At 59.9% G+C, this 21,959-nt stretch carries 24 protein-coding genes; 12 read left to right on the forward strand and 12 right to left on the reverse strand.

Features of this window, described 5'->3' with window-relative positions:
- Positions 1-16: 16 nt before the first annotated feature.
- The gene (locus BST95_RS02330; protein WP_180962052.1) at positions 17-601 is read left to right on the forward strand and encodes a YhgN family NAAT transporter; all 585 of its coding nucleotides are present in this window, start codon (positions 17-19) and stop codon (positions 599-601) included.
- 60 nt (positions 602-661) lie between these two features.
- On the opposite strand, the gene BST95_RS02335 is transcribed toward BST95_RS02330, so the two are convergent.
- Positions 662-1,258 carry a YceI family protein gene (locus BST95_RS02335; RefSeq protein ID WP_084198002.1) on the reverse strand — a complete coding sequence of 199 codons (597 nt, stop codon included), beginning with the start codon at positions 1,256-1,258 and terminating at the stop codon, positions 662-664.
- Between the two features lie 146 nt (positions 1,259-1,404).
- On the opposite strand from BST95_RS02335, the gene BST95_RS02340 reads away from it, so the two are divergent.
- From BST95_RS02340 to BST95_RS02360, 5 genes are all read left to right on the forward strand, one after another.
- Positions 1,405-1,761 carry a metalloregulator ArsR/SmtB family transcription factor gene (locus BST95_RS02340; RefSeq protein ID WP_084198003.1) on the forward strand — a complete coding sequence of 119 codons (357 nt, stop codon included), beginning with the start codon at positions 1,405-1,407 and terminating at the stop codon, positions 1,759-1,761.
- Positions 1,758-2,228, forward strand: a complete 471-nt coding sequence (locus tag BST95_RS02345; RefSeq protein WP_084198004.1) for an arsenate reductase ArsC — start codon at positions 1,758-1,760, stop codon at positions 2,226-2,228. The genes BST95_RS02340 and BST95_RS02345 overlap by 4 nt, the downstream gene beginning before the upstream one ends.
- Positions 2,228-3,259, forward strand: coding sequence for an ACR3 family arsenite efflux transporter (gene arsB, locus BST95_RS02350; protein WP_084198005.1), 1,032 nt, complete (start codon positions 2,228-2,230; stop codon positions 3,257-3,259). Before BST95_RS02345 ends, arsB begins: the two co-directional genes overlap by 1 nt.
- An 8-nt stretch (positions 3,260-3,267) precedes the next feature.
- Entirely contained in the window at positions 3,268-3,978 is a 711-nt protein-coding gene (gene arsH, locus BST95_RS02355) for an arsenical resistance protein ArsH (RefSeq protein ID WP_084198006.1), read from the forward strand.
- Positions 3,979-4,143: 165 nt separating this feature from the next.
- The gene (locus tag BST95_RS02360) at positions 4,144-4,314 is read left to right on the forward strand and encodes a hypothetical protein (protein WP_276205912.1); all 171 of its coding nucleotides are present in this window, start codon (positions 4,144-4,146) and stop codon (positions 4,312-4,314) included.
- A 15-nt stretch (positions 4,315-4,329) separates the two neighbouring features.
- Here BST95_RS02360 and parE read toward each other — a convergent pair whose 3' ends face one another.
- The 4 genes from parE to BST95_RS02375 form a co-directional block, all read right to left on the reverse strand.
- Positions 4,330-6,219 (reverse strand): DNA topoisomerase IV subunit B, encoded by a 1,890-nt coding sequence (gene parE, locus BST95_RS02365; protein WP_146004248.1) that lies wholly within the window; start codon positions 6,217-6,219, stop codon positions 4,330-4,332.
- Between the two features lie 103 nt (positions 6,220-6,322).
- Positions 6,323-6,667 carry a metallophosphoesterase family protein gene (locus tag BST95_RS20265; RefSeq protein WP_240500248.1) on the reverse strand — a complete coding sequence of 115 codons (345 nt, stop codon included), beginning with the start codon at positions 6,665-6,667 and terminating at the stop codon, positions 6,323-6,325.
- Positions 6,643-7,158 carry a metallophosphoesterase gene (locus BST95_RS20270; protein WP_240500249.1) on the reverse strand — a complete coding sequence of 172 codons (516 nt, stop codon included), beginning with the start codon at positions 7,156-7,158 and terminating at the stop codon, positions 6,643-6,645. The genes BST95_RS20265 and BST95_RS20270 overlap by 25 nt, the downstream gene beginning before the upstream one ends.
- 8 nt (positions 7,159-7,166) lie before the next feature.
- On the reverse strand, positions 7,167-7,619 hold the full coding sequence (locus BST95_RS02375) for a DUF1249 domain-containing protein (RefSeq protein ID WP_084198007.1): 453 nt from the start codon (positions 7,617-7,619) through the stop codon (positions 7,167-7,169).
- 192 nt (positions 7,620-7,811) lie between these two features.
- On the opposite strand from BST95_RS02375, the gene BST95_RS02380 reads away from it, so the two are divergent.
- Entirely contained in the window at positions 7,812-9,215 is a 1,404-nt protein-coding gene (locus BST95_RS02380; RefSeq protein ID WP_084198008.1) for a TolC family outer membrane protein, read from the forward strand.
- A 20-nt stretch (positions 9,216-9,235) separates the two neighbouring features.
- Here the strand turns inward: BST95_RS02380 and waaA are convergent, their stop codons facing one another.
- Positions 9,236-10,507, reverse strand: coding sequence for a lipid IV(A) 3-deoxy-D-manno-octulosonic acid transferase (waaA, locus tag BST95_RS02385; RefSeq protein ID WP_084198009.1), 1,272 nt, complete (start codon positions 10,505-10,507; stop codon positions 9,236-9,238).
- 126 nt (positions 10,508-10,633) lie between these two features.
- Between waaA and BST95_RS02390 the strand changes: the two genes are divergently transcribed.
- Together BST95_RS02390 and BST95_RS02395 are read left to right on the forward strand one after the other, a co-directional pair.
- Positions 10,634-11,830 (forward strand): FAD-dependent oxidoreductase, encoded by a 1,197-nt coding sequence (locus BST95_RS02390; RefSeq protein ID WP_084198010.1) that lies wholly within the window; start codon positions 10,634-10,636, stop codon positions 11,828-11,830.
- Positions 11,827-12,615: an aldo/keto reductase gene (locus tag BST95_RS02395; protein WP_084198011.1), complete on the forward strand. Its 789-nt coding sequence runs from the start codon at positions 11,827-11,829 to the stop codon at positions 12,613-12,615. Before BST95_RS02390 ends, BST95_RS02395 begins: the two co-directional genes overlap by 4 nt.
- Positions 12,616-12,630: 15 nt before the next feature.
- Here BST95_RS02395 and hldE read toward each other — a convergent pair whose 3' ends face one another.
- Positions 12,631-14,061 carry a bifunctional D-glycero-beta-D-manno-heptose-7-phosphate kinase/D-glycero-beta-D-manno-heptose 1-phosphate adenylyltransferase HldE gene (gene hldE / locus BST95_RS02400; RefSeq protein ID WP_084198012.1) on the reverse strand — a complete coding sequence of 477 codons (1,431 nt, stop codon included), beginning with the start codon at positions 14,059-14,061 and terminating at the stop codon, positions 12,631-12,633.
- 104 nt (positions 14,062-14,165) lie between these two features.
- Here hldE and BST95_RS02405 point away from each other — a divergent pair, with 104 nt between their 5' ends.
- Positions 14,166-14,783 (forward strand): class I SAM-dependent methyltransferase, encoded by a 618-nt coding sequence (locus tag BST95_RS02405; RefSeq protein ID WP_084198013.1) that lies wholly within the window; start codon positions 14,166-14,168, stop codon positions 14,781-14,783.
- A 420-nt stretch (positions 14,784-15,203) separates the two neighbouring features.
- On the opposite strand, the gene BST95_RS02410 is transcribed toward BST95_RS02405, so the two are convergent.
- From BST95_RS02410 to BST95_RS02420, 3 genes are read right to left on the reverse strand one after another with little or no spacing between them, the layout of a single operon-like run.
- Complete coding sequence (locus tag BST95_RS02410) at positions 15,204-16,280, reverse strand: prenyltransferase/squalene oxidase repeat-containing protein (protein ID WP_084198014.1); 1,077 nt, start codon at positions 16,278-16,280, stop codon at positions 15,204-15,206.
- The gene (locus BST95_RS02415; protein WP_066053148.1) at positions 16,277-16,993 is read right to left on the reverse strand and encodes a class I SAM-dependent methyltransferase; all 717 of its coding nucleotides are present in this window, start codon (positions 16,991-16,993) and stop codon (positions 16,277-16,279) included. The genes BST95_RS02410 and BST95_RS02415 overlap by 4 nt, the downstream gene beginning before the upstream one ends.
- Positions 16,980-18,284: a glycosyltransferase family 4 protein gene (locus BST95_RS02420; RefSeq protein ID WP_084198015.1), complete on the reverse strand. Its 1,305-nt coding sequence runs from the start codon at positions 18,282-18,284 to the stop codon at positions 16,980-16,982. Before BST95_RS02420 ends, BST95_RS02415 begins: the two co-directional genes overlap by 14 nt.
- Positions 18,285-18,524: 240 nt before the next feature.
- Here BST95_RS02420 and rfbA point away from each other — a divergent pair, with 240 nt between their 5' ends.
- Complete coding sequence (gene rfbA, locus BST95_RS02425) at positions 18,525-19,430, forward strand: glucose-1-phosphate thymidylyltransferase RfbA (RefSeq protein WP_084198016.1); 906 nt, start codon at positions 18,525-18,527, stop codon at positions 19,428-19,430.
- A complete protein-coding gene (rfbC, locus tag BST95_RS02430) occupies positions 19,420-19,965 on the forward strand; it encodes a dTDP-4-dehydrorhamnose 3,5-epimerase (RefSeq protein WP_084198017.1) in 546 nt (181 codons plus the stop codon). Before rfbA ends, rfbC begins: the two co-directional genes overlap by 11 nt.
- Here rfbC and rfbB read toward each other — a convergent pair.
- Entirely contained in the window at positions 19,962-21,029 is a 1,068-nt protein-coding gene (gene rfbB / locus BST95_RS02435; protein ID WP_084198018.1) for a dTDP-glucose 4,6-dehydratase, read from the reverse strand. The two genes, rfbC and rfbB, sit on opposite strands and share 4 nt — an antisense overlap.
- Positions 21,030-21,902 carry a dTDP-4-dehydrorhamnose reductase gene (gene rfbD, locus BST95_RS02440; RefSeq protein ID WP_084198019.1) on the reverse strand — a complete coding sequence of 291 codons (873 nt, stop codon included), beginning with the start codon at positions 21,900-21,902 and terminating at the stop codon, positions 21,030-21,032. It lies immediately after the preceding gene.
- Between the last annotated feature and the right edge of the window lie 57 nt (positions 21,903-21,959).

The raw sequence follows: 21,959 nt of genomic DNA on the forward strand, positions 1-21,959 counted from the left end.
TTTCACCGTGGACTTAATGACCGCTTTTATCACCCTGCTCTTCGTCATGGACCCGTTGGGCAACGTGCCCATCTTCCTGTCGGTGCTGAAGAATGTGGACCCCGCTCGCCGCCAACGGGTACTTGCGCGGGAGCTGGTCATCGCATTGGTGGTCCTGCTGCTGTTCCTGTGGGGCGGTGCTGCCCTGCTCGACCTGCTCGGCCTGCGCCAAGAGTCAGTCAGTATTGCGGGTGCGATCATCCTGTTCCTGATCGCTATTCGCATGATTTTCCCGTCACCCTACGGCCTGATGGGAGATACCCCGGAAGGCGAGCCATTTATCGTTCCGCTGGCCATTCCCATGGTCGCCGGCCCCTCTGCCCTGGCGATTGCGATGCTGCTGGTGACCACCAATCCGGACCGGATGATGGACTGGACCCTGGCCCTGATCGGCGCCTGGGCCGCATCTGCCGTGTGTTTGATGAGCGCGCCGCTTTTGCTTCGTGTACTGGGCAATCGCGGCCTGGTCGCGGTAGAACGGCTGATGGGAATGGTGCTGGTAATGATCGCCGTGCAGATGTTCTTCGAGGGTGTAGAAGGATTCCTGCACCTGCGGGGCTAGTACCGCGGCGACCTGAACTCCGGGGGCATCAGATGACTGCCCCCAACCTTGCCGCTATTTCTAGCGGGCGTATTCGAACAATAGATTGAAGCTCACCGGCACGGCCGTGCTGATGTTCGTCAGGCCGGCCACTGCTCGCAGTGCCTCCACGCCACCGGCAAGGCCAAAGTCCGCCGCACTGACCACAATAGGCTTTGCAGTGACCACCCGCAGCGACGCCTCATCACCAAATACCACCACCGGCGCCGTATATTTCTTCTCCAGACCGTGCATGCTGACGGCAAAGGTAACGTCCCTGCTCATCGCACGACCATCGGCAGCCGCGGTGAGAATATCGGGCTCTATCAGCGCAGAAATCGTCGTTGTTGGAAACTCGGCAGTTTCAAAGAGCAGTTCGCGCATACGTTCATCGCGAATTTCGATCAGCGTGTTCACACTGTCCAGGTTAATCGTCACCGTGGCATTGCCGTCCTGGCCGATAAAACCCATCAGACTGTCAAAGCTGTGACTCTCCGCAACCGCGAGATTCTTGACGGTGATGAAATCAACACTGGACTTGGCATCGTCCAGCTCCCACTGCGCCAGCGTCGGCAGTGCGGTCGCCATCATGCCCATGGTCAGACCCCAGATACCCACTCGTTTTGCCGTTTCTCGCATGGTCGTCACCTCCTTTCAACTGTGAATAGCGCACCATCCTAACCGGCGAGTCACACCCTCGCCAAGGCCATGGCAGCACTACTATATATATGCATTTACATATATATGATTATGCGTATATGATATGCGCCAAGCTGGAGGACACCATGAACCCACAAGCCCTGTTTAAATGCCTGGCAGATGACACCCGCCTTAAGACCGTGCTGCTGATCGCAGCCGAGCAGGAGCTGTGTGTCTGTGAGTTGACCACAGCTCTGGAAGTAAGCCAGCCCAAGGTCTCCCGCCACCTGGCGCAATTGCGCGATGCCGGTTTGCTGGCAACACGCCGCGCCGGGCAGTGGATTTACTATTCTATTAACCCTGAGCTGCCTGACTGGGCAAAAGATATTGTCGCTACCACCGCCCGTGGCAATCAGGAGGTCGCGGCGAGCAGCTGTGAGCGGCTGCACAACATGGGCGACCGCCCGGAACGCAATCGAAACTACTGCGGAGCCAGCGCATGAAACTGTTGTTTATCTGCACACACAACCGCTGCCGGAGCATTATTGCAGAGGCTGTGACCCGCCAGTGGGGAGCACCCACCCTGGAAGCACGTTCCGCGGGCAGTCAGCCCTCGGGGGTGGTTCACCCCCTGTCGCTGAAATACCTGGCCGAGGCGGGCGCAAACATCGACGGCCTTACCAGCCAATCCTGGGATGTACACGAAGCCTGGGCACCGGATGTGGTCATCACTGTGTGTGATCAGGCAGCCGGGGAATCTTGTCCGGTGTGGTTTGGCCAGGCCCTCAAGGTGCACTGGGGCCTCAGTGACCCCTCGCGCCTGGCGGGAACTGACGAAGAAATTGGCGCCGCATTCAAGGCGACCATCGCTACACTGCGCTCACGTATCAAAGCGTTGGCGGCGGCCCAACCGGATACGCTGGACACCGAACCACTGCGCGCCTTGCTCACTGCACTGGGAGAGAACTAATGGGAATTTTCGAACGCTATCTGAGTGTCTGGGTCGGGCTCTGCATTATCGCGGGCGTACTGCTGGGCAATCTGTTTCCCGCAGCCTTCGCCACCGTGGCCAGCTGGGAGTATGCCCACGTCAATCTGCTGGTAGCCGTGCTGATCTGGCTGATGATTTATCCGATGATGATTCAGGTCGATTTCTCCGCCATCAAGGATGTCGGTAAAAAGCCTAAAGGCCTGGCACTGACGCTGGTGATTAACTGGCTGATCAAACCCTTTACCATGGCCGCCATTGGCTGGCTGTTTTTCAAGGTATTTTTCGCCAGCTGGGTAGACCCGCAAACCGCCAGTGAATATATCGCGGGCATGATTTTGCTGGGTGTCGCGCCCTGTACCGCCATGGTCTTCGTCTGGAGCCAGCTGACAAAAGGCGACCCGAATTATACGCTGGTGCAGGTGTCGGTGAACGATATCATCATGATCTTCGCCTTCGCCCCGATTACCGCTTTTCTACTCGGGGTTAGCGATATCACGGTACCCTGGGAAACGCTGTTGCTGTCGGTGGTGCTCTATGTGGTGTTGCCGCTGGTCGCTGGCTATCTCACCCGCCGCTTCCTGCACGACAAGGTCTCGGACTTTGTCCACAAACTGAAACCCCTGTCTGTGGTCGGATTACTGGCAACTGTGGTGTTATTGTTCGGCTTTCAGGCGGAAACTATTCTGGCCAAGCCAGAACAAATTGTGCTCATCGCCATCCCCCTGCTCATCCAGACCTATGGCATTTTCTTTATCGCCTATCTGGCCGCCAAAAGGATGGCCCTGCCGCACAACGTGGCCGCCCCGGCCGCCATGATTGGCACCAGCAATTTTTTCGAACTGGCGGTCGCTGTGGCCATTTCACTGTTCGGGCTACACTCTGGCGCAGCACTGGCCACGGTGGTAGGCGTACTGGTGGAGGTGCCTGTGATGCTGTCACTGGTAAAGTTCGCCAACAATACCCGGGACTGGTTCCCCGCGCCTGAGTCACAGCCCGCTACCAACGCTTGAGATCGACTATGAACGACTTACCCAATATCGCCCCTGACTCCCTGCAGGTCCCCACGGCAGAAGACCTGGTACCCGCTGAGCGATCCACCCATCCGCCGCGTATTCTGCTGCTGTACGGATCGCTGCGCGAGCGCTCCTTCAGCCGCCTGGTCGTCGAGGAGAGCGAACGGCTGCTGCAGGCCATGGGCTGTGAGACACGCATCTTTAACCCCAGTGGCCTGCCACTGCCCGACGACGGCGATGAAAACCACCCCAAGGTGCAGGAGTTGCGCGAGCTGATGACCTGGTCAGAGGGTCAGGTGTGGTGCTCGCCGGAGCGGCACGGTTCGATGACTGCAATCATGAAAGCGCAGATCGACTGGGTGCCCCTTAGCATTGGCGCTGTTCGTCCCACGCAGGGCAAGACCCTGGCGGTGATGCAAGTTGAAGGCGGTTCGCAGTCCTTTAACGTGGTCAACCAGCTGCGGGTACTGGGGCGCTGGATGCGCATGCTCACCATCCCCAACCAGTCGTCTGTAGCCAAAGCCTGGGCGGAGTTTGATGACAACAATCGCATGAAGCCCTCCGGCTTCTACGATCGCATTGTCGATGTCTGTGAAGAACTGGTGAAGTTCACCCTGCTCACTCGCGACATCGCCGACCATCTCGTCGATCGCTACTCCGAGCGCAAGGAGACCGCAGAGGATCTCATGAACCGAGTTAACCAACGCTCGCTGTAGCGAAATGACACCAGCTATTAAGAGGCCCGAGAACCAACGTCCACACCGAGCGGGTGCTATGCTGGTCCAGATAAGACCCAAAGAAATCTGGACCATGGCACCAATGAAACTACCCCTGGTCACGACGCCATTCTGAATTCGGCTGTCAGCCGGATGCGGCCGGTAATGCTCGCAGCGGCAACAATCATTCTGGGTTTGATACCGCTGTTAAGTGACGTGTTCTTCGTGAACATGTCGGTGACCACTATGGCGGGACTGGGCTTTGCCTCACTGCTGACACTGGTGGTGGCGCCAACGCTCTACGCGATCTTTTTCAAGATTCACCGCGAGCGGTGACACAACCGGGGCGGCCTAGATAACCTCAGCCAGGTCGCCCTTCTTCTCGAGCCAGGCCTTGCGATCTGACGCGCGCTTCTTAGCCAGTAACATATCCATCATGTTATTGGTGCCGTCACCGGCATCCAGCACCAGCCGCACCAGGCGCCGGGTGTCCGGGTCCATGGTGGTTTCGCGCAACTGCATAGGGTTCATTTCGCCCAGGCCCTTAAAGCGCTGCACGTTCACCTTACCGCGCTTTTTCTCGGCCTCGATACGGTCCAGCACGCCCTGCTTTTCCGCCTCGTCCAGGGCGTAGAACACTTCCTTGCCCACATCGATGCGGTACAGCGGCGGCATGGCCACGTAAACATGGCCCGCGGCCACCAGGCTGCGGAAGTGGCGCACGAACAACGCGCAGATCAATGTCGCAATGTGCAGGCCGTCGGAGTCAGCATCGGCGAGGATACAGACCTTGTGGTAGCGCAGACCCGACAAATCGTCAGAGGCCGGATCAATACCCAGTGCCACTGAAATATTGTGCACCTCCTGGGAGGCCAGAATCTCCTGGGAATCCACTTCCCAGGTGTTAAGAATTTTTCCGCGCAGGGGCAGGATGGCCTGAAACTCGCGGTCGCGGGCCTGCTTGGCGGAACCGCCGGCAGAGTCACCCTCTACCAGAAACAGCTCGCCGCGAGTGGGGTCATCACCGGAACAGTCCGCCAGTTTGCCAGGCAGGGCCGGTCCTGCGGTGACTTTTTTGCGCACGACCTTCTTGGCGCTGCGCATACGGCTCTGGGCATTGCTAATGCACATCTCCGCGAGCTTTTCAGCCTCTTCGGTGTGCTGGTTCAACCACAGGCTGAAAGCGTCTTTAGCAACGCCAGACACGAAAGCAGCCGCCTCCCGGGAAGACAGTCGTTCTTTAGTCTGACCGGAGAACTGCGGGTCTTCCAGCTTGGAAGACAGTACGTAGCAGCAGCGATCCCAGATATCATCGGGCGTGAGTTTCACGCCGCGGGGCAGCAGGCTGCGCAACTCACAGAACTCACGCATGGCGTCGAGCAGGCCGGTGCGCAGGCCGTTAACGTGGGTACCGCCCTGGGCGGTAGGAATCAGGTTAACGTAGGATTCGGCGATGACTTCGCCGCCTTCCGGCAGCCACTGCACCGCCCAGTCCACGCCCTCGGTAGAACCGGCAAAGCTGCCGGTGAAGGGCTGTTCCGGAATGGCCGGATAATCAATGGTGGAGTCAGCCAGGTAATCGGTGAGGCCGTCCTCGTAGTACCACTCCTGCGTTTCGCCTTTCTTTTCATCCTTGAATTTCACTCGCAGGCCAGGGCACAAAACGGCCTTGGCGCGCAGCACATGCACCATGCGCGATACGGAGAAATTAACCGAATCGAAGTACGCAGGATCCGGCGTGAACTTCACCGTGGTACCGGTATTGCGCTTACCGCAGGTATCGATCACCTTGAGGTCAGAGGTTTTTTCCCCGCCCGAGAAAGTAATCTGGTGCACCTGGCCATCGCGCTTAATGGTGACAATCAATTCGTTCGACAGGGCGTTGACCACCGAGACCCCGACGCCGTGCAGGCCACCGGAGAACTGGTAGTTCTTGTTGGAAAACTTACCACCGGCATGCAGCGTGGACAGAATCACCTCTACGCCAGGCTTGCCCTGCTCGGGATGAATATCCACAGGCATGCCGCGACCATTATCGGAGACCGACACCGAGCCGTCCTTGTACAGCACAACTTCGATCTGGTCAGCGTGACCGGCGAGGGCTTCGTCGACACTGTTGTCGATGACTTCCTGGGCCAGGTGATTGGGTCTGGAGGTTTCGGTATACATGCCCGGGCGCTTGCGCACGGGCTCAAGCCCCGTCAGGACTTCGATATCTTCGGCGTTATATGTGCTCATTATGGTGTTACTTGATACTACTTGGAGAATTGGCCGGGTTCATCGCATTGTACATGAGGGGGCGGCCAGCGGACGGAAGCTCTGAGAAAAATTTTGCGGGACTGCTTCAGTCCAGATAACCGCCGGATTCCAGGTCGACATACAGCGATGTGGTCAGCCTTGAAACCGCGGATTCAATCCGCCCATCCGGATGCAGGTCGAGCCAGCGATATCCCGGCGCCTGGGCGTCGGCCTTGAAGTTGTCGCTGCCCGGCGCAAACTGCACGCAGGTAGAGGGGGAGGCCATCAGCTCAACCGACCCGCGCTGACGATCAATCTGCTGGTGCACATGCCCCCACAGCACCGCGCGTACCCCGGCAAAACGCTCCGTCAGTGCCCAGAACGCGTCCGCATCAGCGACCATTTGCTCGTCGATCCAGGCGCTGCCTACGGCCACCGGTTGATGGTGCATGCACAGCAGACTGTGCAGACCCTCGGCTTCAGCCTGGATGAGAGCCGTCTCGATGCGCGCCAACTCCGCAGGTCCCAGGCGCCCGCCAACCTCGCGGGGAATCTGCGAATTGAGCATGAGAATCTGCCACGGCCCAACTCTGATTTCCCCGTCAGACGCTCGGGATCACGGGCTGCCGCCAGCATCTGGTCGCGATCGTCGTGGTTACCAGGCAGCCAGTAATGGTGCGCTGCGAGGGTCTCCAGATAGGATTCGAGGCGTTCATAGGCGTGCAGTGCGCCCTTGTCGGATAGGTCACCGGTGGCCAGCACCAGGTCGTACTGCGCACGCTCCCGCTGCACCTGCGCTAACACCTGCTGCAGGGATGCATCAGTATCCATTCCCAGCAGGGTGCCACCGGCCTGCTGGCACAAGTGGATATCAGTGAGCTGAACCAGACGGACGACGTCTGTCGCCGGTGTTACGCGCGCGATGGGTGCTGGTTCCGTCATACCGGTGGCTAGGGGCCGCTACTACCGACCGAAACAGGTGTGGTGCTGTGACCGTTGCCAAGACAATGTTCGAGCCAGTCCGCCAGGAAGCGGTTTTGCTGGGACTTCTCGTCCTGCTGGAACATCTGCTTGTTGGGATAGGCGTATCGCCCCTGAATACGACGGTGCGATTGGAAGCTGCCGACCTCGAGCATGCCCGCGTCGTGATAGGCGCGCACTTCCACCTTCAGGCTCCCCAGCCAACGCGCCTGGGCATGCTGCTGGTGGAGACGGAAAATGGTCGTATATCGACAGCGCTCGACCACCTCCAGGCACACCGTGGCGGGACCGACGGCGAACTCGCGGGTGTTGGTGCTCTCGTAATCGGGAAACAGGCGCAACAACCGGGCATAGTTCGCCTCGCAAACAGCGTGAAGCTCTGCGAGGTTGAGGTTGAATTGTCGGCTTCTGGCAGCGTGCACGAAAAGCAGTTCCTATTTGCGACGAAACCCATGCAGGGCACGATCTATGTCATGGACCTGCTGGCAGTGTACCACTTATGATGGCCGTGACTACGCCCATTTTGGGCGGCAGTTCACACAATGCAAGGAACACTTGCGGCTGCTAAACTCTCTTTTTGCTTTTCGCCGCACTACCTTTACAGGGGAACCAATATGAAACGGACCGGAGTGGCGTTATTCGCACTGACACTCTCGATGGGCGCAAGCGCAGAATCCCTGCGCGATATCTATGAACTCGCACTTGAAAATGACGCCCAGCTCAAAGCGGAAGAAGCAATCTACCTGGCCAACAAGGAAAGTGAATCACTGGGACTCTCCGGCCTGTTACCGCAGATCGGCGCCAGCTACTCGCGCTCGGGCTCTGACACAGACACTGACTCGGAAAACTTCACCCTGACCGAAGACGGTATTGCCACGATTTCGTCCACCACCACATCAGATACGTATACCGACGCCTTCTCAGTGTCGCTCAACCAGCCGCTGTTTGACCTGCCGGCCTGGTTCAGCTTCAAAGCGGGCAAGGAACAGAGCAAGCAGGCTGAGGCCACCTTTGCCGGCAACCAGCAGAATCTGATAGTGCGCACCGTTGACGCCTATCTGGCAGTGCTGCGCGCACAGGACAACCTGACCGCCTCGATCGCCGAGGAGAAAGCCTTTGAGCGCCAGTTGGAACAGACCCAGCAGCGCTTTGAAGTAGGTCTGATCGCCATTACCGACGTTTACGAAGCCCAGGCGGCTTACGATTTGTCGCAGGTAAACCGCATTGTGAACGAAAACGACGTTGCGGTTGCACTGGAGCAATTGTCGGTACTGACCGGCCAGAAACACAGCAGCCTGAATGTGCTGACCGATACATTTGAGCCCAATCCTCCGGAGCCCAATGATCGCGCGGCCTGGGTAGACTTTGCCCTGCAGAACAACTACGCGCTAAAAGCCGCGGAATACGCCGAGGAAGCAGCACGCCAGAACTCCAAGTCAGCGGCGACCGGCCACGCCTTCAAGATTTCCGGTAGCTACAGCTACTCCGATACTGAGACCGACGGCTCCCGCACCATTGATCCGGCCAACGACTTCCTGAGCCCACCCTATAACGCCACCGATGGCGACCAGTGGTCGGTTAACCTGAGCCTGCCGCTGTACTCTGGCGGCGCCATCAGCGCCAACCGCCGCCAGTCAGCACAGCAATTCAATGCCGCCCGCGAACAGCGGATTAACCTTAGCCGCAATACGGTGACCAACACGCGTTCGCTGCACATGACAGTGAACAGCAATATCAGCCGCGTAAAAGCGCGCAAACAGAGTATTGTCTCTTCGCGCAGTGCGCTGGATGCCACCCAGGCGGGCTACGAAGTGGGTACACGTAACGTAGTAGACGTGCTCAACGCCCAGCAAACCCTGTTTGCCGCGGTGCGCGACTACTCCAATAGCCGCTACGACTACATTTACAGCATACTGCTGCTCAAGGAGCAGGCTGGCCTGCTGAGCCCGGAGGACATTTACAATCTGGATTCCTTCCTGATCACACCTGCGCCGCCGACAGCCAGCGAAAGCGAATAATCCCTATCGCCCGGCGCTGCTCAAGCGCCGGGCACTCGTTCGTCCACCAGCGCCGTCAGGCGCGCCAACGCTCCGCGATTCTCGGCGACCACCTGTTCACCGGCCTCACCCATGGCCTGCATTACATTGGGTGCCGCCAGTATCTCCATCAGACAACGACCCAATTCATCGCCATCGGCAACCTGGCGCATAGCGCCAGCAGTGGTGAGCAGTTCAGTAATCTCGTTGAAGTTGAACATATGCGGGCCACTGACTACAGGCACACCCCAGGCCGCAGCCTCGAGGACGTTCTGCCCGCCGTGTTGGATGAAGCTGCCGCCTATGACGGCAATATCAGCGACACCTGACAAGAGCCGCAGCTCGCCCATGGTGTCACCCAGATAAACGTCGCTACCGGCCTCAGGGGGACGGCCCGAAGAGCGGCGAACCACATTGAACCCCTCTCGGGCACACAGTGCAGCCACGCCGTCGAACCGTTCCGGGTGGCGCGGCACCAGCAACAACAGGGTGTTGGGGTGGTGTTCACGCACCTCACCCAGGGCCTGCAATAGCAACTCGTCTTCGCCCGGATGGGTGCTCGATCCCAGCAGCACAGGCGCGTTCGGCCAGGAGGATTTCAGGGCCGTTGCTTCGGCCCGCAAACTGTTATCCAGATCGATATCGAACTTAATGCTGCCGGTCACCTGGAGCCGGTCCGCGGCAAGCCCCAGCTGGACAAAGCGCTCACCGTCCGCCCGGGACTGACAGGCGACCAACGTCAACTGCTGCATCATCTGCGCTGTGAGTCCGGCCACCCGCTGGTAACCCCGGGCAGAGCGCGCCGAGAGGCGAGCGTTGGCAAGAATCACCGGGCACTGATTGCGCTGGGCGTGGTGTAACAGGTTGGGCCACAGCTCGGTCTCCATGACCACCAGTAGTCCGGGCTTTACCCGGGCAAAGAAACGGGCCACAGCCCCGTGCATGTCCCAGGGCGAATAGACATGAAATACGCGCTCACCAAACAGCGAGCGGACCCGGTCCGACCCAGTGGGTGTTGTGGTTGTGACCACAATATCAGCTTCGGGGTAGCGCTGGAGTAAATGCTCAATCAGGGGCGCGGCCGCCAGGGTTTCCCCCACCGACACGGCATGCACCCACACTGCGGTGCGAGGCAGATCGGGCCGCGGCGCGAACCAGCCAAAACGCTCGGCCAGACGCTGACGATAGGCAGGCGCACGCCGCGAGCGCAGCAGCATGCGCAGCAGGATAAAGGGCAGCAACAGGTAGAATAAGGCGCTATACAGGTAGCGCATGAACAACTCCAACGGCGTTAGTGGGGCAAGCATACCGCCTGTGGCCCTTCACTGACCACTGCGAGAATCGCCCACCTGGAAAAGTGATTCGAGTTATAATCGCGTTTTTGTTTCCAGGGAGCGGGCATGACCGCACCGGTAATCCAACCCGACATTGCCATCATTGGCGGCGGCATTGCAGGCCTTTGGGCGCTGTGCCAGCTGCGCAATGCCGGCTACCAGGCCGTCTTGTTCGAGCAGGAGGCGCTGGGCAGCTATCAGACGGTGGGCTCCCAGGGCATGATTCACGGCGGTATCAAATACGCACTCTCTGGTGCCCTGAGCAACAGCTCGGAAACGATTTCCAGCATGCCCGGCGTATGGCGCGAGTGCCTGGCAGGCAACGGCAAAGTCGACCTGCGCAACTGCGAGGTGCTCAGCGAGGATTTCTATCTCTGGTCTGACACCGGCCTCACCTCACGCGTGGGTTCGTTCTTTGCCAGCAAACTGCTGCGCGGCCGCGTCGATCGCCTGGCACCCGCTGACTATCCGGCGGTGTTGGCCAATCCCGCGTTCAAGGGTCAGGTCTACCGCCTGATTGACCTGGTACTGGATGCACCCTCCTTGGTCAAAACCCTGGCAGATCAAAGCGACGGCGCTATCTTCAGCATCGACTGGAACACCAGCAGCCTCGCCGTCGACAGCCGCCAGGCCATTATCGATACCCCCTTTGCCCAGGTTCGCCCGCGCCAACTGATTCTCGCCGCCGGCGCAGGCAATGAGGGCCTGGTACAGGCTCTGGGAGGCAGCTCACCGGCCATGCAGCGGCGTCCACTGCAGCAAGTCATCGTCAAACACGAGTATCCCGAGCCCTTTTTCGGCCACTGTACCGGCGGCAGCCCCAGCCCTCGCCTGACGGTGTCCAGCCACCGAACCAGCGCGGGCGAGCCGGTGTGGTATCTGGGCGGCGATCTCTCCACCGAAGGCGCCGACTGGGAACCACAGCGGGTCATTGAGCGCGCCAAGGCAGAACTGGATGAGTTATTCCCCTGGATTGATTTCGGCCACTGCGAATGGCGCACCCTGCGCCTCGATCGCGGCGAGCCGCGCCAGTCAGCGCTTAAGCGCCCGGACACCGCTTACGTCGGCGCTGTCGACAGCGTCGACAACGCCCTCGTGACCTGGCCCACAAAGCTGACCCTGAGCCCCGATCTCGGCAACGAACTGGAGCACACCCTGGCCAGACGCGATATGCGCCCCGGACCCAGCGCAGACCTCGCGCCCCTTGCGGGACTGGGTCAGCCACCGATTGCCAGCGCGCCCTGGGATACCCTGTTCTCATGAGTTGGATGCGCCCGCTGGGATCCACCGGCATTGACGTGAGCGCCATTGGCCTTGGCACCGTGAAGCTGGGCCGCGATCAGGGCGTGAAGTATCCCAACGGGTTTACCATTCCCGATGACAGGCAGGCGCTAGAGCTGTTGGCCCAGGCCCGCGACCTGGGCATTAACCTGATCGATACGGCGCCGGCCTATGGCGTCAGCGAAGAACGCCTGGGCACGTTGCTGGCCGGGAACCAGCGCGAATGGGTGATCTGTTCCAAGGTCGGCGAGGAATTTTCTGACGGGCAGTCGCATTTTGATTTCACCCCGGAGCACACGCGCTTCTCGATAGAGCGCAGCCTTAGCCGTCTGGGTGTGGATGCCATTGATATTGTGCTGGTGCACTCAGACGGCAACGATATGCACATCATCGAGACACTCGGTACCTTGCAGGCATTAGCGGAACTGAAACAACGCGGTCTGATCAGAGCCTTCGGCATATCGACCAAAACCGTTGCGGGAGGCCTGGCCGCCGCAGCGCAGAGCGATGCTGTCATGGTGACTTACAATCTGGCCCAACAAGAAGAAGCCGAGGTACTCGACGCCTGTGCCGCGCAAGGAAAGGCCGGCCTGATCAAAAAGGCGCTGGCCAGTGGCCATCTGGCTGATATCGACAACCCGGTTCAGGCGTCCATGGATTTGATATTAGGCCATGCGGGCAGCACAGCCGCCATCGTCGGCACCATTACACCCGCCCACCTGCAGGCCAATGTGGCTGCCGCAAGACAGGCGCTCGGCGACGGCTAACCCGAATTCACCGCGTCAGCTGTCTTGCTGGATCTGGTTGACAATGGCCGTGGTGGAGAGGTTTTCAATCACCCCCAGCACCCGCACCTCGCCGCCGTAGCCCTCGACAATTTCCCAGCCGACCACCTCTTCCTTGCCGGCATAGTCGCCGCCCTTAACAAGCACATCCGGGCGCAGCGCTTCCAGCATGAAGCGCGGCGTGTCGTCTTCGAAACAGACGACCCAGTCCACCGACTCGAGCCCGGCCAGCACCGCCATACGACGATCCTCGGGATTAATCGGCCGCCCCGGTCCCTTGAGACGTTTCACGGACGCGTCGCTGTTCACGGCCACAATTAACCGGTCACCCTGTTGCCGGGCCTGCTCCAGGTAGCTGACGTGGCCGGCGTGGATAATGTCAAAGCAACCGTTGGTAAAGACCACACGTTCGCCCTGGACACGGGCATCGGCTATCGCAATCTGCAACTGCTCCAGAGTCATTGCCCCGCGTTCAGAGCCATGCTCCTGCTGCACCGCACGGCGCAACTCCGGCGCACTGACAGCGGCAGTGCCGAGCTTGCCCACCACAATACTGGCAGCAACGTTGGCCAGCCCTACCGCCAGCGGCAGATCGGCACCCGCGGCAACCGCCGTCGCCAGGGTGGCAATGACGGTATCGCCAGCACCGGTCACATCAAACACTTCGCGAGCGCGCGCCGGCAGGTGCAATTCCTCTTCACCCGGACGCAGCAGCGTCATGCCGTGTTCGCCACGAGTTACCAGCAGCGCAGATAAATCCAGCTCCGTCATCAACTGTTCGCCGCGACTCACCAGTTCAGCCTCGCTGGGGCAATGGCCGACCACGGCCTCGAATTCGTGCAGGTTGGGGGTTAACAGGGTGGCACCGCGATAGCGGCTGAAGTCGGTGCCCTTGGGGTCTACCAATACCGGCACACCGGCAGCCCGGGCTGCCGATATCAGCGGCGCGGGATCAGCCAGCGCGCCCTTGGCGTAATCTGACAATATCAGCGCACCGCATTGCTGCAGCCGCGCCTCGAGGCCGTCGGCCAGGGAATCGCCGCTGGCCGCAAGCGCGTCCTCCTCAAAATCGAGCCGAATCAACTGCTGGTGACGGCTGATCACCCGCAGCTTGGTAATCGTGGGCTGGCCTTCTACCCGCGTGAATGCGCAGTCGACACCAGCGCCCATCAGCATATCCTGCAGCGAATCCGCCATCTCGTCTGCGCCGGTATACCCCTCCAGGCTCGCCGCCGCGCCCAGCGCTGCAATATTCAGGGCCACGTTCCCGGCACCGCCCGGGCGGTCCTTGATCTGCTCTACCTTGACCACCGGTACGGGGGCCTCGGGCGAGATACGCGACGTACCGCCCTCCCAGTAGCGGTCGAGCATGATATCCCCCAGTACCAGCACACGGGCCTGGTCGAATCGGGGCATCTCAAGTTTCATTGGCAATTCCTTGGCTTGGCAATGGCGGCATCATACCACGCCCACAGCCTTGCCTTGTCGGGTCAAACGGGCTACTTTTCCCTGCCCCAAAAGGACCACGACTCATGATTCCAGACCTGCCCGCCGACATCGACCAGATCAAAGGCTTTCTCGCCGACGACGAGGCCGCCGCCCTGTACGAACACGCGCTCGCCGAGAGCAGCAAGGGCCCGGTGCTGGAGATTGGCAGCTACTGCGGGAAATCCACTATTTACCTGGGTCTGGCCTGTCGACAACATAGCAGTACGGTGTTCGCCTTGGACCATCACCGCGGTTCAGAAGAGCATCAACTGGGCGAGTTCTTCCACGACCCGGACCTCTACGACGGCTCAGAAGGCCTTGTGGATACGTTCCGGGAATTTCGCCGCAACATGCGCAAGGCAGATCTGGATGACACCGTCGTCCCGGTCGTCGCCGGCTCCGAAGCCGCCGCCCGTCACTGGCAGACTCCCCTGGCCATGGTATTCATCGACGGCGGCCACAGTCTCGAGGCAGCCCTGCTCGACTACCGTTGCTGGACCGCTCACCTGATGCGCGGCGGGATACTGGCCATTCACGATTTGTTCGACGACGCTCATGCGGGTGGCCAGGCACCTTATGCGGTGTATCGGATGGCCAAGGCTTCTGGGTTGTTTGAGGATCTGGGGCAGGTGAATACGTTGGGGCTTTTGCGGAGGCTGTAATTACGCTGGTTCTTTTTTTGCTAAGCGGGACGTGTAAGCCTTCTCGCTTCCCGAAACCACTGCGAGCCCATCCATGGGACGTTTCGGCGTCCGGCATCCTGCCTCCCGACGATTTCGGGAAGCGAGAAGACTTACCCGCCCCTCCGATCGTTCATCACCCTGAACACACCAATAACTCGTCCCGTGAGCCAAACTGAAATCAAGCATCATCACAGCGGTATCAGGTTTTCGCCACCATCAGGCCGCGCTCAGGTTTTGTGGAAGAGACGAAGGGCTTTCCGCGGTGGGTGTTTGAGGAGTGCTTGAGGATTGCGCAGCAATCCCACTCCGAGTTACGCCGCGGCCGTAGTCTCTGGAGCAAAACCTGCGGCCGTGGCGAAGGCCTGACACCGCTGGGATGGCGCGGCTAGCCAAGAACGATCAATCCGCTTTAGAGATACGCTCTTCAGCGGAAGATTCAACGCCCAACAACTGAGTCGAGCAGAACAACTGTGACGCCGCAGTGTGCTCGGTCAGCGCATCGGCAGCCATCAGGATAGCGCCCGCCGTCCAAGTGGGTTTTTCGTCGGGCCAGAGCAGGTCTTCAACCATCTGGTAACCCGTCCAGTAAGAACCGTCGTCCAGACGCCACTGATGCAGCCAGCTGTAGACCTCAACCGCGCGAGCATGATCGCCCGCCGCCAGCAGTGCCATCACCAGCTCGCAGGATTCAGCGACAGTCACCCAGGGCTCGTCAGACACACAGCGACAACCCAGGTCTTTTTCGACAAATTCATTCCAGCGCTTGTTCAGACGCGCCAGCGCCTCTTTATGGGGCAGAACTCCGGTGAGTACCGGGTAAAACCAGTCCATGGAGTAGCGTGCTTTGCTTTCCCAGGTGCGATCAAAGCGCTCCGGCTTATGACGCAGGGCATGGCCAAGACGCTCGCGGGATTCGAGCCACTGGGGGCGGTCCTCGCCAAGGGTGTAGGCAATATTGTGGGCGCATTCGAGGCTCTTGTAGATAGAGCTGCACCCCGTGATCAGGGCGTCGCCCTTGGGATTGCCGTCAGCGTCTACCGCCCAGTGAATTTCGCCGTGCTCGGTTTGCAGGGCAAGGACAAAGCCGATGGCCTTGTCGACCATGGGCCACATGGCGCGCAGGAAATCCCGGTCTTCGGTAACCAGGTAGTGATGCCAGATACCTGTGGCCACGTAGGCCACAAAGTTGGTTTCGCGGCGCTCGGCGTTGTCGACGTCCTCGCCGCGGTAGGCGGCCCACCAGCTGCCATCGACCAGCTGCATGCTGTACAGCCACTCGTAGGCGCGGCGCGCGGCATCGTATTCACCGCCAATCGATAAACCCATGGCCGCTTCAACGTGGTCCCAGGGGTCTGCGTAACCGCCATCGAACCAGGGAATTTCACCGCTGGGACGCTGGGTTTCGAGAATGAATTCTACCGTGGGGCGCAGGAATTCCGACGGGAACAGGCCGCGGCTGAGATACAGGCCGCTCATGAGGTGGCTTCCTTGCGGAAGTACATCACCACACTTTTACCCATGACCGGGTTCATCAGCTTCTCTGACACCCGGGTCAGTGCCGGTTGCTCCATCAGGTCCCAGACCAACAGGCGGTGGTACTGTTTCACCAGCCAGTTGTCGTCCTGATTGTTCCAGAACATGCACTTCAGCCACCAGAACGGCACATGCAGGGCGTGGGCCCAGTGGCGGTGGTAACGGGCAAAGCCGAGCTGCTCGATGTCTTCGCGCAACTCGTTGGCGCGGAAAATACGGATGTGACCGCCGGGGGTGTTGTAGTAACCCTCGCTCAGGGCCCAGCAGATTTTCTCGGGCCAGCGGCGCGGCACACTGGCGCAGAACAGGCCGCCAGGCTTCATAACGCGTTCTATCTCAGCGAGCGCACCGCGGTAGTCCGGAATGTGCTCCAGGACCTCGCTGCAAATCACTTTATCGAACGTGTTATCGGCAAAGGGCAGTTCCAGCGCGTTGGCAGACGACAGGCCGAAGGTCTTGGCATCGTTGTCGGGCTCGTCGAAGTGCTCGAACTTTTCCTGGGTAGTTTTCAGATCGTTCAGCGACAGATCAACGCCTACGGAATGCACATTGGCTTCAACGTAGGCGGAAATCACATGACGTCCCTCGCCGCAGCCGAGGTCGAGGACCAGGTCGCCGTCTTTGAGGGGAAAGTGGTCAAAATCAACTGTCTGCATGCGCCAGTACTTCTCGGTAATATGCTGTCATTTCGCGCGCGCAAACCTGCCAGCAGAATTTCTCTTCAATGCGGGCCTTGCCGGCCTCGCCCAACTGCGCCCGACGGGCCGGGTCCTGCAATAACTCATCGATCGCCGTCACCATGGCGTCGACATTCTTCGCCGGCACTATCACACCGGCATCGCCAACCACTTCAGGCAGGGCGCCACCGTCGGTGGACACCACCGGCACACCGCAGGCCATAGCTTCGCCAGCGGGTAGGCCGAAGCCTTCGTATACGGAGGGCACCACCGCAACACTGGCCTGGGCGTAGTAGCGCACCATTTGTTCGGTGCTGATACCACTCACAAACTGGATCTTGTTTTCCAGACCCAGCTTCTTCACCAGTTTTTCAGTCTTGCCTCCCGGCAGCGGCTTGCTGACCAGCAGCAACTCCAACCCGGGGTACTTTTCCAGCAGCCTGTGGTAGGAGCGAATGAGGTAGCGCGTGCCTTTGAGTGGCGCATCAGCGCTACACGTGGCCATCAGCCGCAGCGGGCGGCGCTCAATATCCGGCATGGGGCGGAACATTTCCGTGTCGATGCCGTTGTATACCAGGCTGATTCCCGCCGGCTGCAGGCCGAAGTCGCGGGCAATATCCTGGCGCGAGCAGTCCGAGACAGTCACAACATTGTGCAACTGCTTGACCACCTTCTTCTGCATGTTGAGGAACGAGTGCCAGCGACGGATCAGCAAACGCTCCCACGCGCCGCGAGCGGCGCTTAGCGCAATGCGCAAATCACTGGTAATCGGATGGTGAACGGTCGTCACCAGCGGCAGGCCCATGTCCTGCAGCTGCAACATGCCCCAGCTGAGGCTCTGATTGTCGTGGATGAGATCGTACTCACGACCGTGCTCTTTCAGGTATTTCACCGCGCGCCGGCCAAAGGTATAGGGCTCGGCGAAACCGCCCGTCAGCTTGCTGGTCCACTCGATGATGTTAGTCATCGACTTGAGGTGATGGGGGCGCAGTGAACCCAGGCCATTTTCGAACAAATCGAGGCTGGGTAGTTCAATCAGGCGAACCCGCGAATCGAGGTGCGGATAGGGAGGACCGGAAATAACGTCCACTTTGTGGCCTGCATCCACCAGCGCTTTGCTGAGGTAGCGGAGATAAACACCCTGTCCACCGCCGTGGGGCTGACTGCGATAGCCGAGCAGAGCGATGCGCAGCGGTTTTGCTGGCGCAGCAACAGGCGCCGCGGGAACATGCGGTTGAGCCTCTGTAGATAGTGTCTCGACTTGCCTGATGGGGGCATCCTCTCAATATTTATGGGGTAGACGCAGGCGGGCGGGGGACGGCGCTTTATCGTTGTACGCATCCACCGGGAGTTCCAGCGCCTGAACTTTCCGGCAAAGAGGCTAGATTTTAAGCAGCGGGCGGTTAAAAATCCAGCCCCTGTACGGCCGTACAGTCAGTGCCGCGGGTTCGTCAGCCATCGTAAAAAGCCGCTATAATTGACCCCTTTTGTCAGGCCAAGATCTGTTCTCATGAGTCAAACCCCCTATAAGGGCATCATTCTCGCCGGCGGCTCCGGTACCCGCCTCCATCCATTGACCAGTACGGTCTCCAAGCAGCTCATGCCGGTTTACGACAAACCCATGATTTACTACCCGCTGGCGACGCTCATGTTGGCGGGCATACGCGATATCCTGGTGATTACCACGCCCCGCGACCAGGCGGCCTTTGCCGACCTGCTCGGCAACGGCTCCCAGTGGGGAATCAATATCAGCTACACCGTTCAGCCCAGCCCGGATGGTCTGGCCCAGGCCTTTATTCTCGGGGAAGACTTTATTGGCGCGGATCGTGCCGCCCTGGTGCTGGGCGACAACATTTTTTACGGCGGCGGTTTTACCCTCAAACTCAAGAGCGCGGCCCAGCGAGAGGCTGGCGCGTCTGTGTTCGCCTATTATGTGCAGGATCCAGAACGCTATGGCGTGGTCAGCTTCGACGCCGAGGGCGTCGCCCAGGACATCGAGGAAAAGCCCGAGCAACCCAAGTCACACTACGCCGTCACCGGCCTGTACTTTTACGATAACGATGTCATCGACATCGCCAAGAGTATCCGGCCGTCACATCGCGGTGAACTGGAAATCACCGACGTTAACAAGGTGTACATGGAGCGCGGCGATCTCAATGTTGAGGTGATGAGCCGCGGCAGCGCCTGGCTCGATACCGGCACCCACAATTCACTGCTCGACGCCGCCAACTTTGTGCGCGTTGTAGAAGAGCGTCAGGGATTAAAGATCGCCTGCCCCGAAGAAGTGGCCTATCGCATGGGCTTTATCAACGAAGAACAGCTGCTGGCGCTGGCGGCCCCGCTGGAAAAAAGCGGCTACGGCGTTTATCTGAAAAGCCTGTTAAACGAACGAGGGGTAGTATTCCATGAAGTTTGAAGCGACACCGCTGGAAGGGGTGTACCTGCTAACGCCCAAGGTCTTCGGCGACGAGCGGGGCTTTTTCATGGAGAGCTGGAACGCAGCGACCTTTCGCGATTTTGGCTTTGATCTCAAGTTTGTGCAGGACAACCACTCGCGTTCGGCACGGGGGATTTTGCGCGGCATGCACTACCAGCGGGAGCACACCCAGGGCAAGCTGGTGCGGGTCACCTCCGGGGCGGTCTTTGACGCCGTGGTCGACATGCGCAACGACTCACCGACCCTGGGCCAGTGGTATGGCGTTGAATTAAGTGCTGCCAATCACCAGATGCTGTGGGTGCCGCCGGGGTTTGCGCACGGCTTCTACGTCATGTCTGAGTTCGCTGACTTCCAGTACAAGTGCACTGACATCTACCACCCTGCCAGTGAGGTGTCGCTGGCCTGGGACGATCCGCAGGTAGGTATAAAGTGGCCGATTCCGCAGGGAGAATCGCCCCAGCTATCGGCCAAAGACGCCGAGGGCCTCGCCCTGGGCGAAGCCCCGCTGCTTTAACGATTGAGCAGCGGCCGCCACCAGTCCTCATTGTCGAGATACCAGTCGAGGGTTTTGGCCAGGCCTGTCTCAAAGTTTTCTGCCGGCGAATAGCCAAGCTCGCCACTGATCTTGCTGGCGTCGATCGCATAACGCCAGTCGTGGCCGGCGCGATCTTCCACAAAGGTAATCAGATCGCGGGCGCTTTTTCCCGCGGCCTGGGGAGCATCGGGGAAGCGCGCCGCCAATGACGCATCCGCTGCAAAGCGCGCATCCAACTGTTCGCACAGCAAATTGACGATATCGAGATTGTTCCACTCGTTGTTGCCGCCAATGTTGTAGGTTTCGCCGACCACGCCATCCAGAATCACTTTTTCAATACCGCGGCAGTGGTCCTCCACGTAGAGCCAATCTCGAATATTGCTGCCGTCGCCATACACGGGCAGTGGCAGGCCGCGCAGGATGTTGGTCAGGCACAGGGGAATCAGCTTCTCGGGGAAGTGATAGGGCCCGTAGTTGTTGGAGCAATTACTGGTGCTGACCTGCAGGCCGTAGGTGTGCAGATAGGCGCGCACGAGATGGTCCGACGCTGCCTTGCTCGCCGAGTAAGGCGAGTTGGGCTCATATTTCTGCTCCTCGTAGAACCCGGGCGCATCAGGAGCGAGGGAGCCGTAAACCTCATCGGTGGACACATGGTGAAACCGGTGCGGCAGCGGTTCCGCGCCACCGAGCCAGTATTCCCGCGCCGCCTGTAACAAGCTGTGCGTGCCCACCACGTTGGTTTCAATAAAGGCGTCGGGGCCGGTAATCGAGCGGTCGACGTGACTCTCGGCGGCGAAGTGCACCAGCGTATCCACCTGGTGTTCGCGCAGGCAGGCAATTACAGCGGCCTTGTCGCAGATATCGGCGTGAACAAACGTAAAGCCCTCTGTGCCTTCAAGCCCTTCTAGGTTTGCGCGGTTGCCGGCGTAGGTCAGGGCATCATAGGCAACAATGCGATCGCCCGGGTGCTGTGCCCGCCAATAGTGAACGAAATTTGCGCCTATAAAACCAGCGGCACCGGTAACCAAGAGTGACCTGGCCATTTACAACTCCTTTAATTCCTGCAGCATGGCGCGCAATTGCTCACGCCAGTGGCGGCCATTCATTTCCAAATCGCGCCAGCTGCTGCGCTTGTCCAGCACACTGAACGCCGGGCGCGCCGCCGGCGTGGGGTAGTCACTGGCGGGAATCGGCGCGATCACGGGCGCTGTGGCCAGTAGTTCACTGGCCACACCCTCTTCGGCAATGGCCACGGCAAAATCGTACCAGCTGCACACACCGGCGTCCGACCAGTGGTAAATCCCGCCGACCTCGGGCCGGCTCGCTGCCTGCCACAGGGCCTCGGCAAGACCGCGCGCCCAGGTGGGTGAGCCCACCTGGTCGGCAACTACCGCCAGTTGGTCGCGCTCAGCCATCAGCCGCAGCATGGTTTTCACAAAGTTCGCGCCGAACGCGGAATATACCCACCCGGTGCGCATGATAAGCGCATCTGGCGCGGCAGCCAGTACCCGTTCTTCACCGGCGAGCTTGGTCCGACCATAGGCACCAATAGGGGCCGTCTGAGAGTCGGGAAGATAGGGTGAACTGGCCAGGCCGTCAAATACGAAATCGGTGGATACATGCAGCAGACGTGCGCCTGCTCCTGCGCAGGCCCGGGCGAGATTACCCGCTCCGTCGCCATTAATGCGCATGGCTTGCTCGACCTCTTCCTCAGCCTTGTCCACTGCAGTATAAGCGGCGGCATTGATCACCAGCGAGGGTTGTTCATGCGCTATCAGAGCTTCGACAGCTTCAGCGTCGCCTATATCCAGCTCGCTGCGGGTCAGGCCAACGCATTGCGTGGCAACGGGTGCTGTACGCAGTAACTCCTGGCCGAGTTGGCCGCCTGCGCCGGTGACTAAAACTTTCTCTGGCAAAACAACTCCTGGTGGGGGCGATGCTGGTTTCCGCTGGTTGCCGGCGTTAGACTAGCC

It is taken from the genome of Halioglobus japonicus (assembly GCF_001983995.1).
Taxonomy (GTDB): domain Bacteria; phylum Pseudomonadota; class Gammaproteobacteria; order Pseudomonadales; family Halieaceae; genus Halioglobus; species Halioglobus japonicus.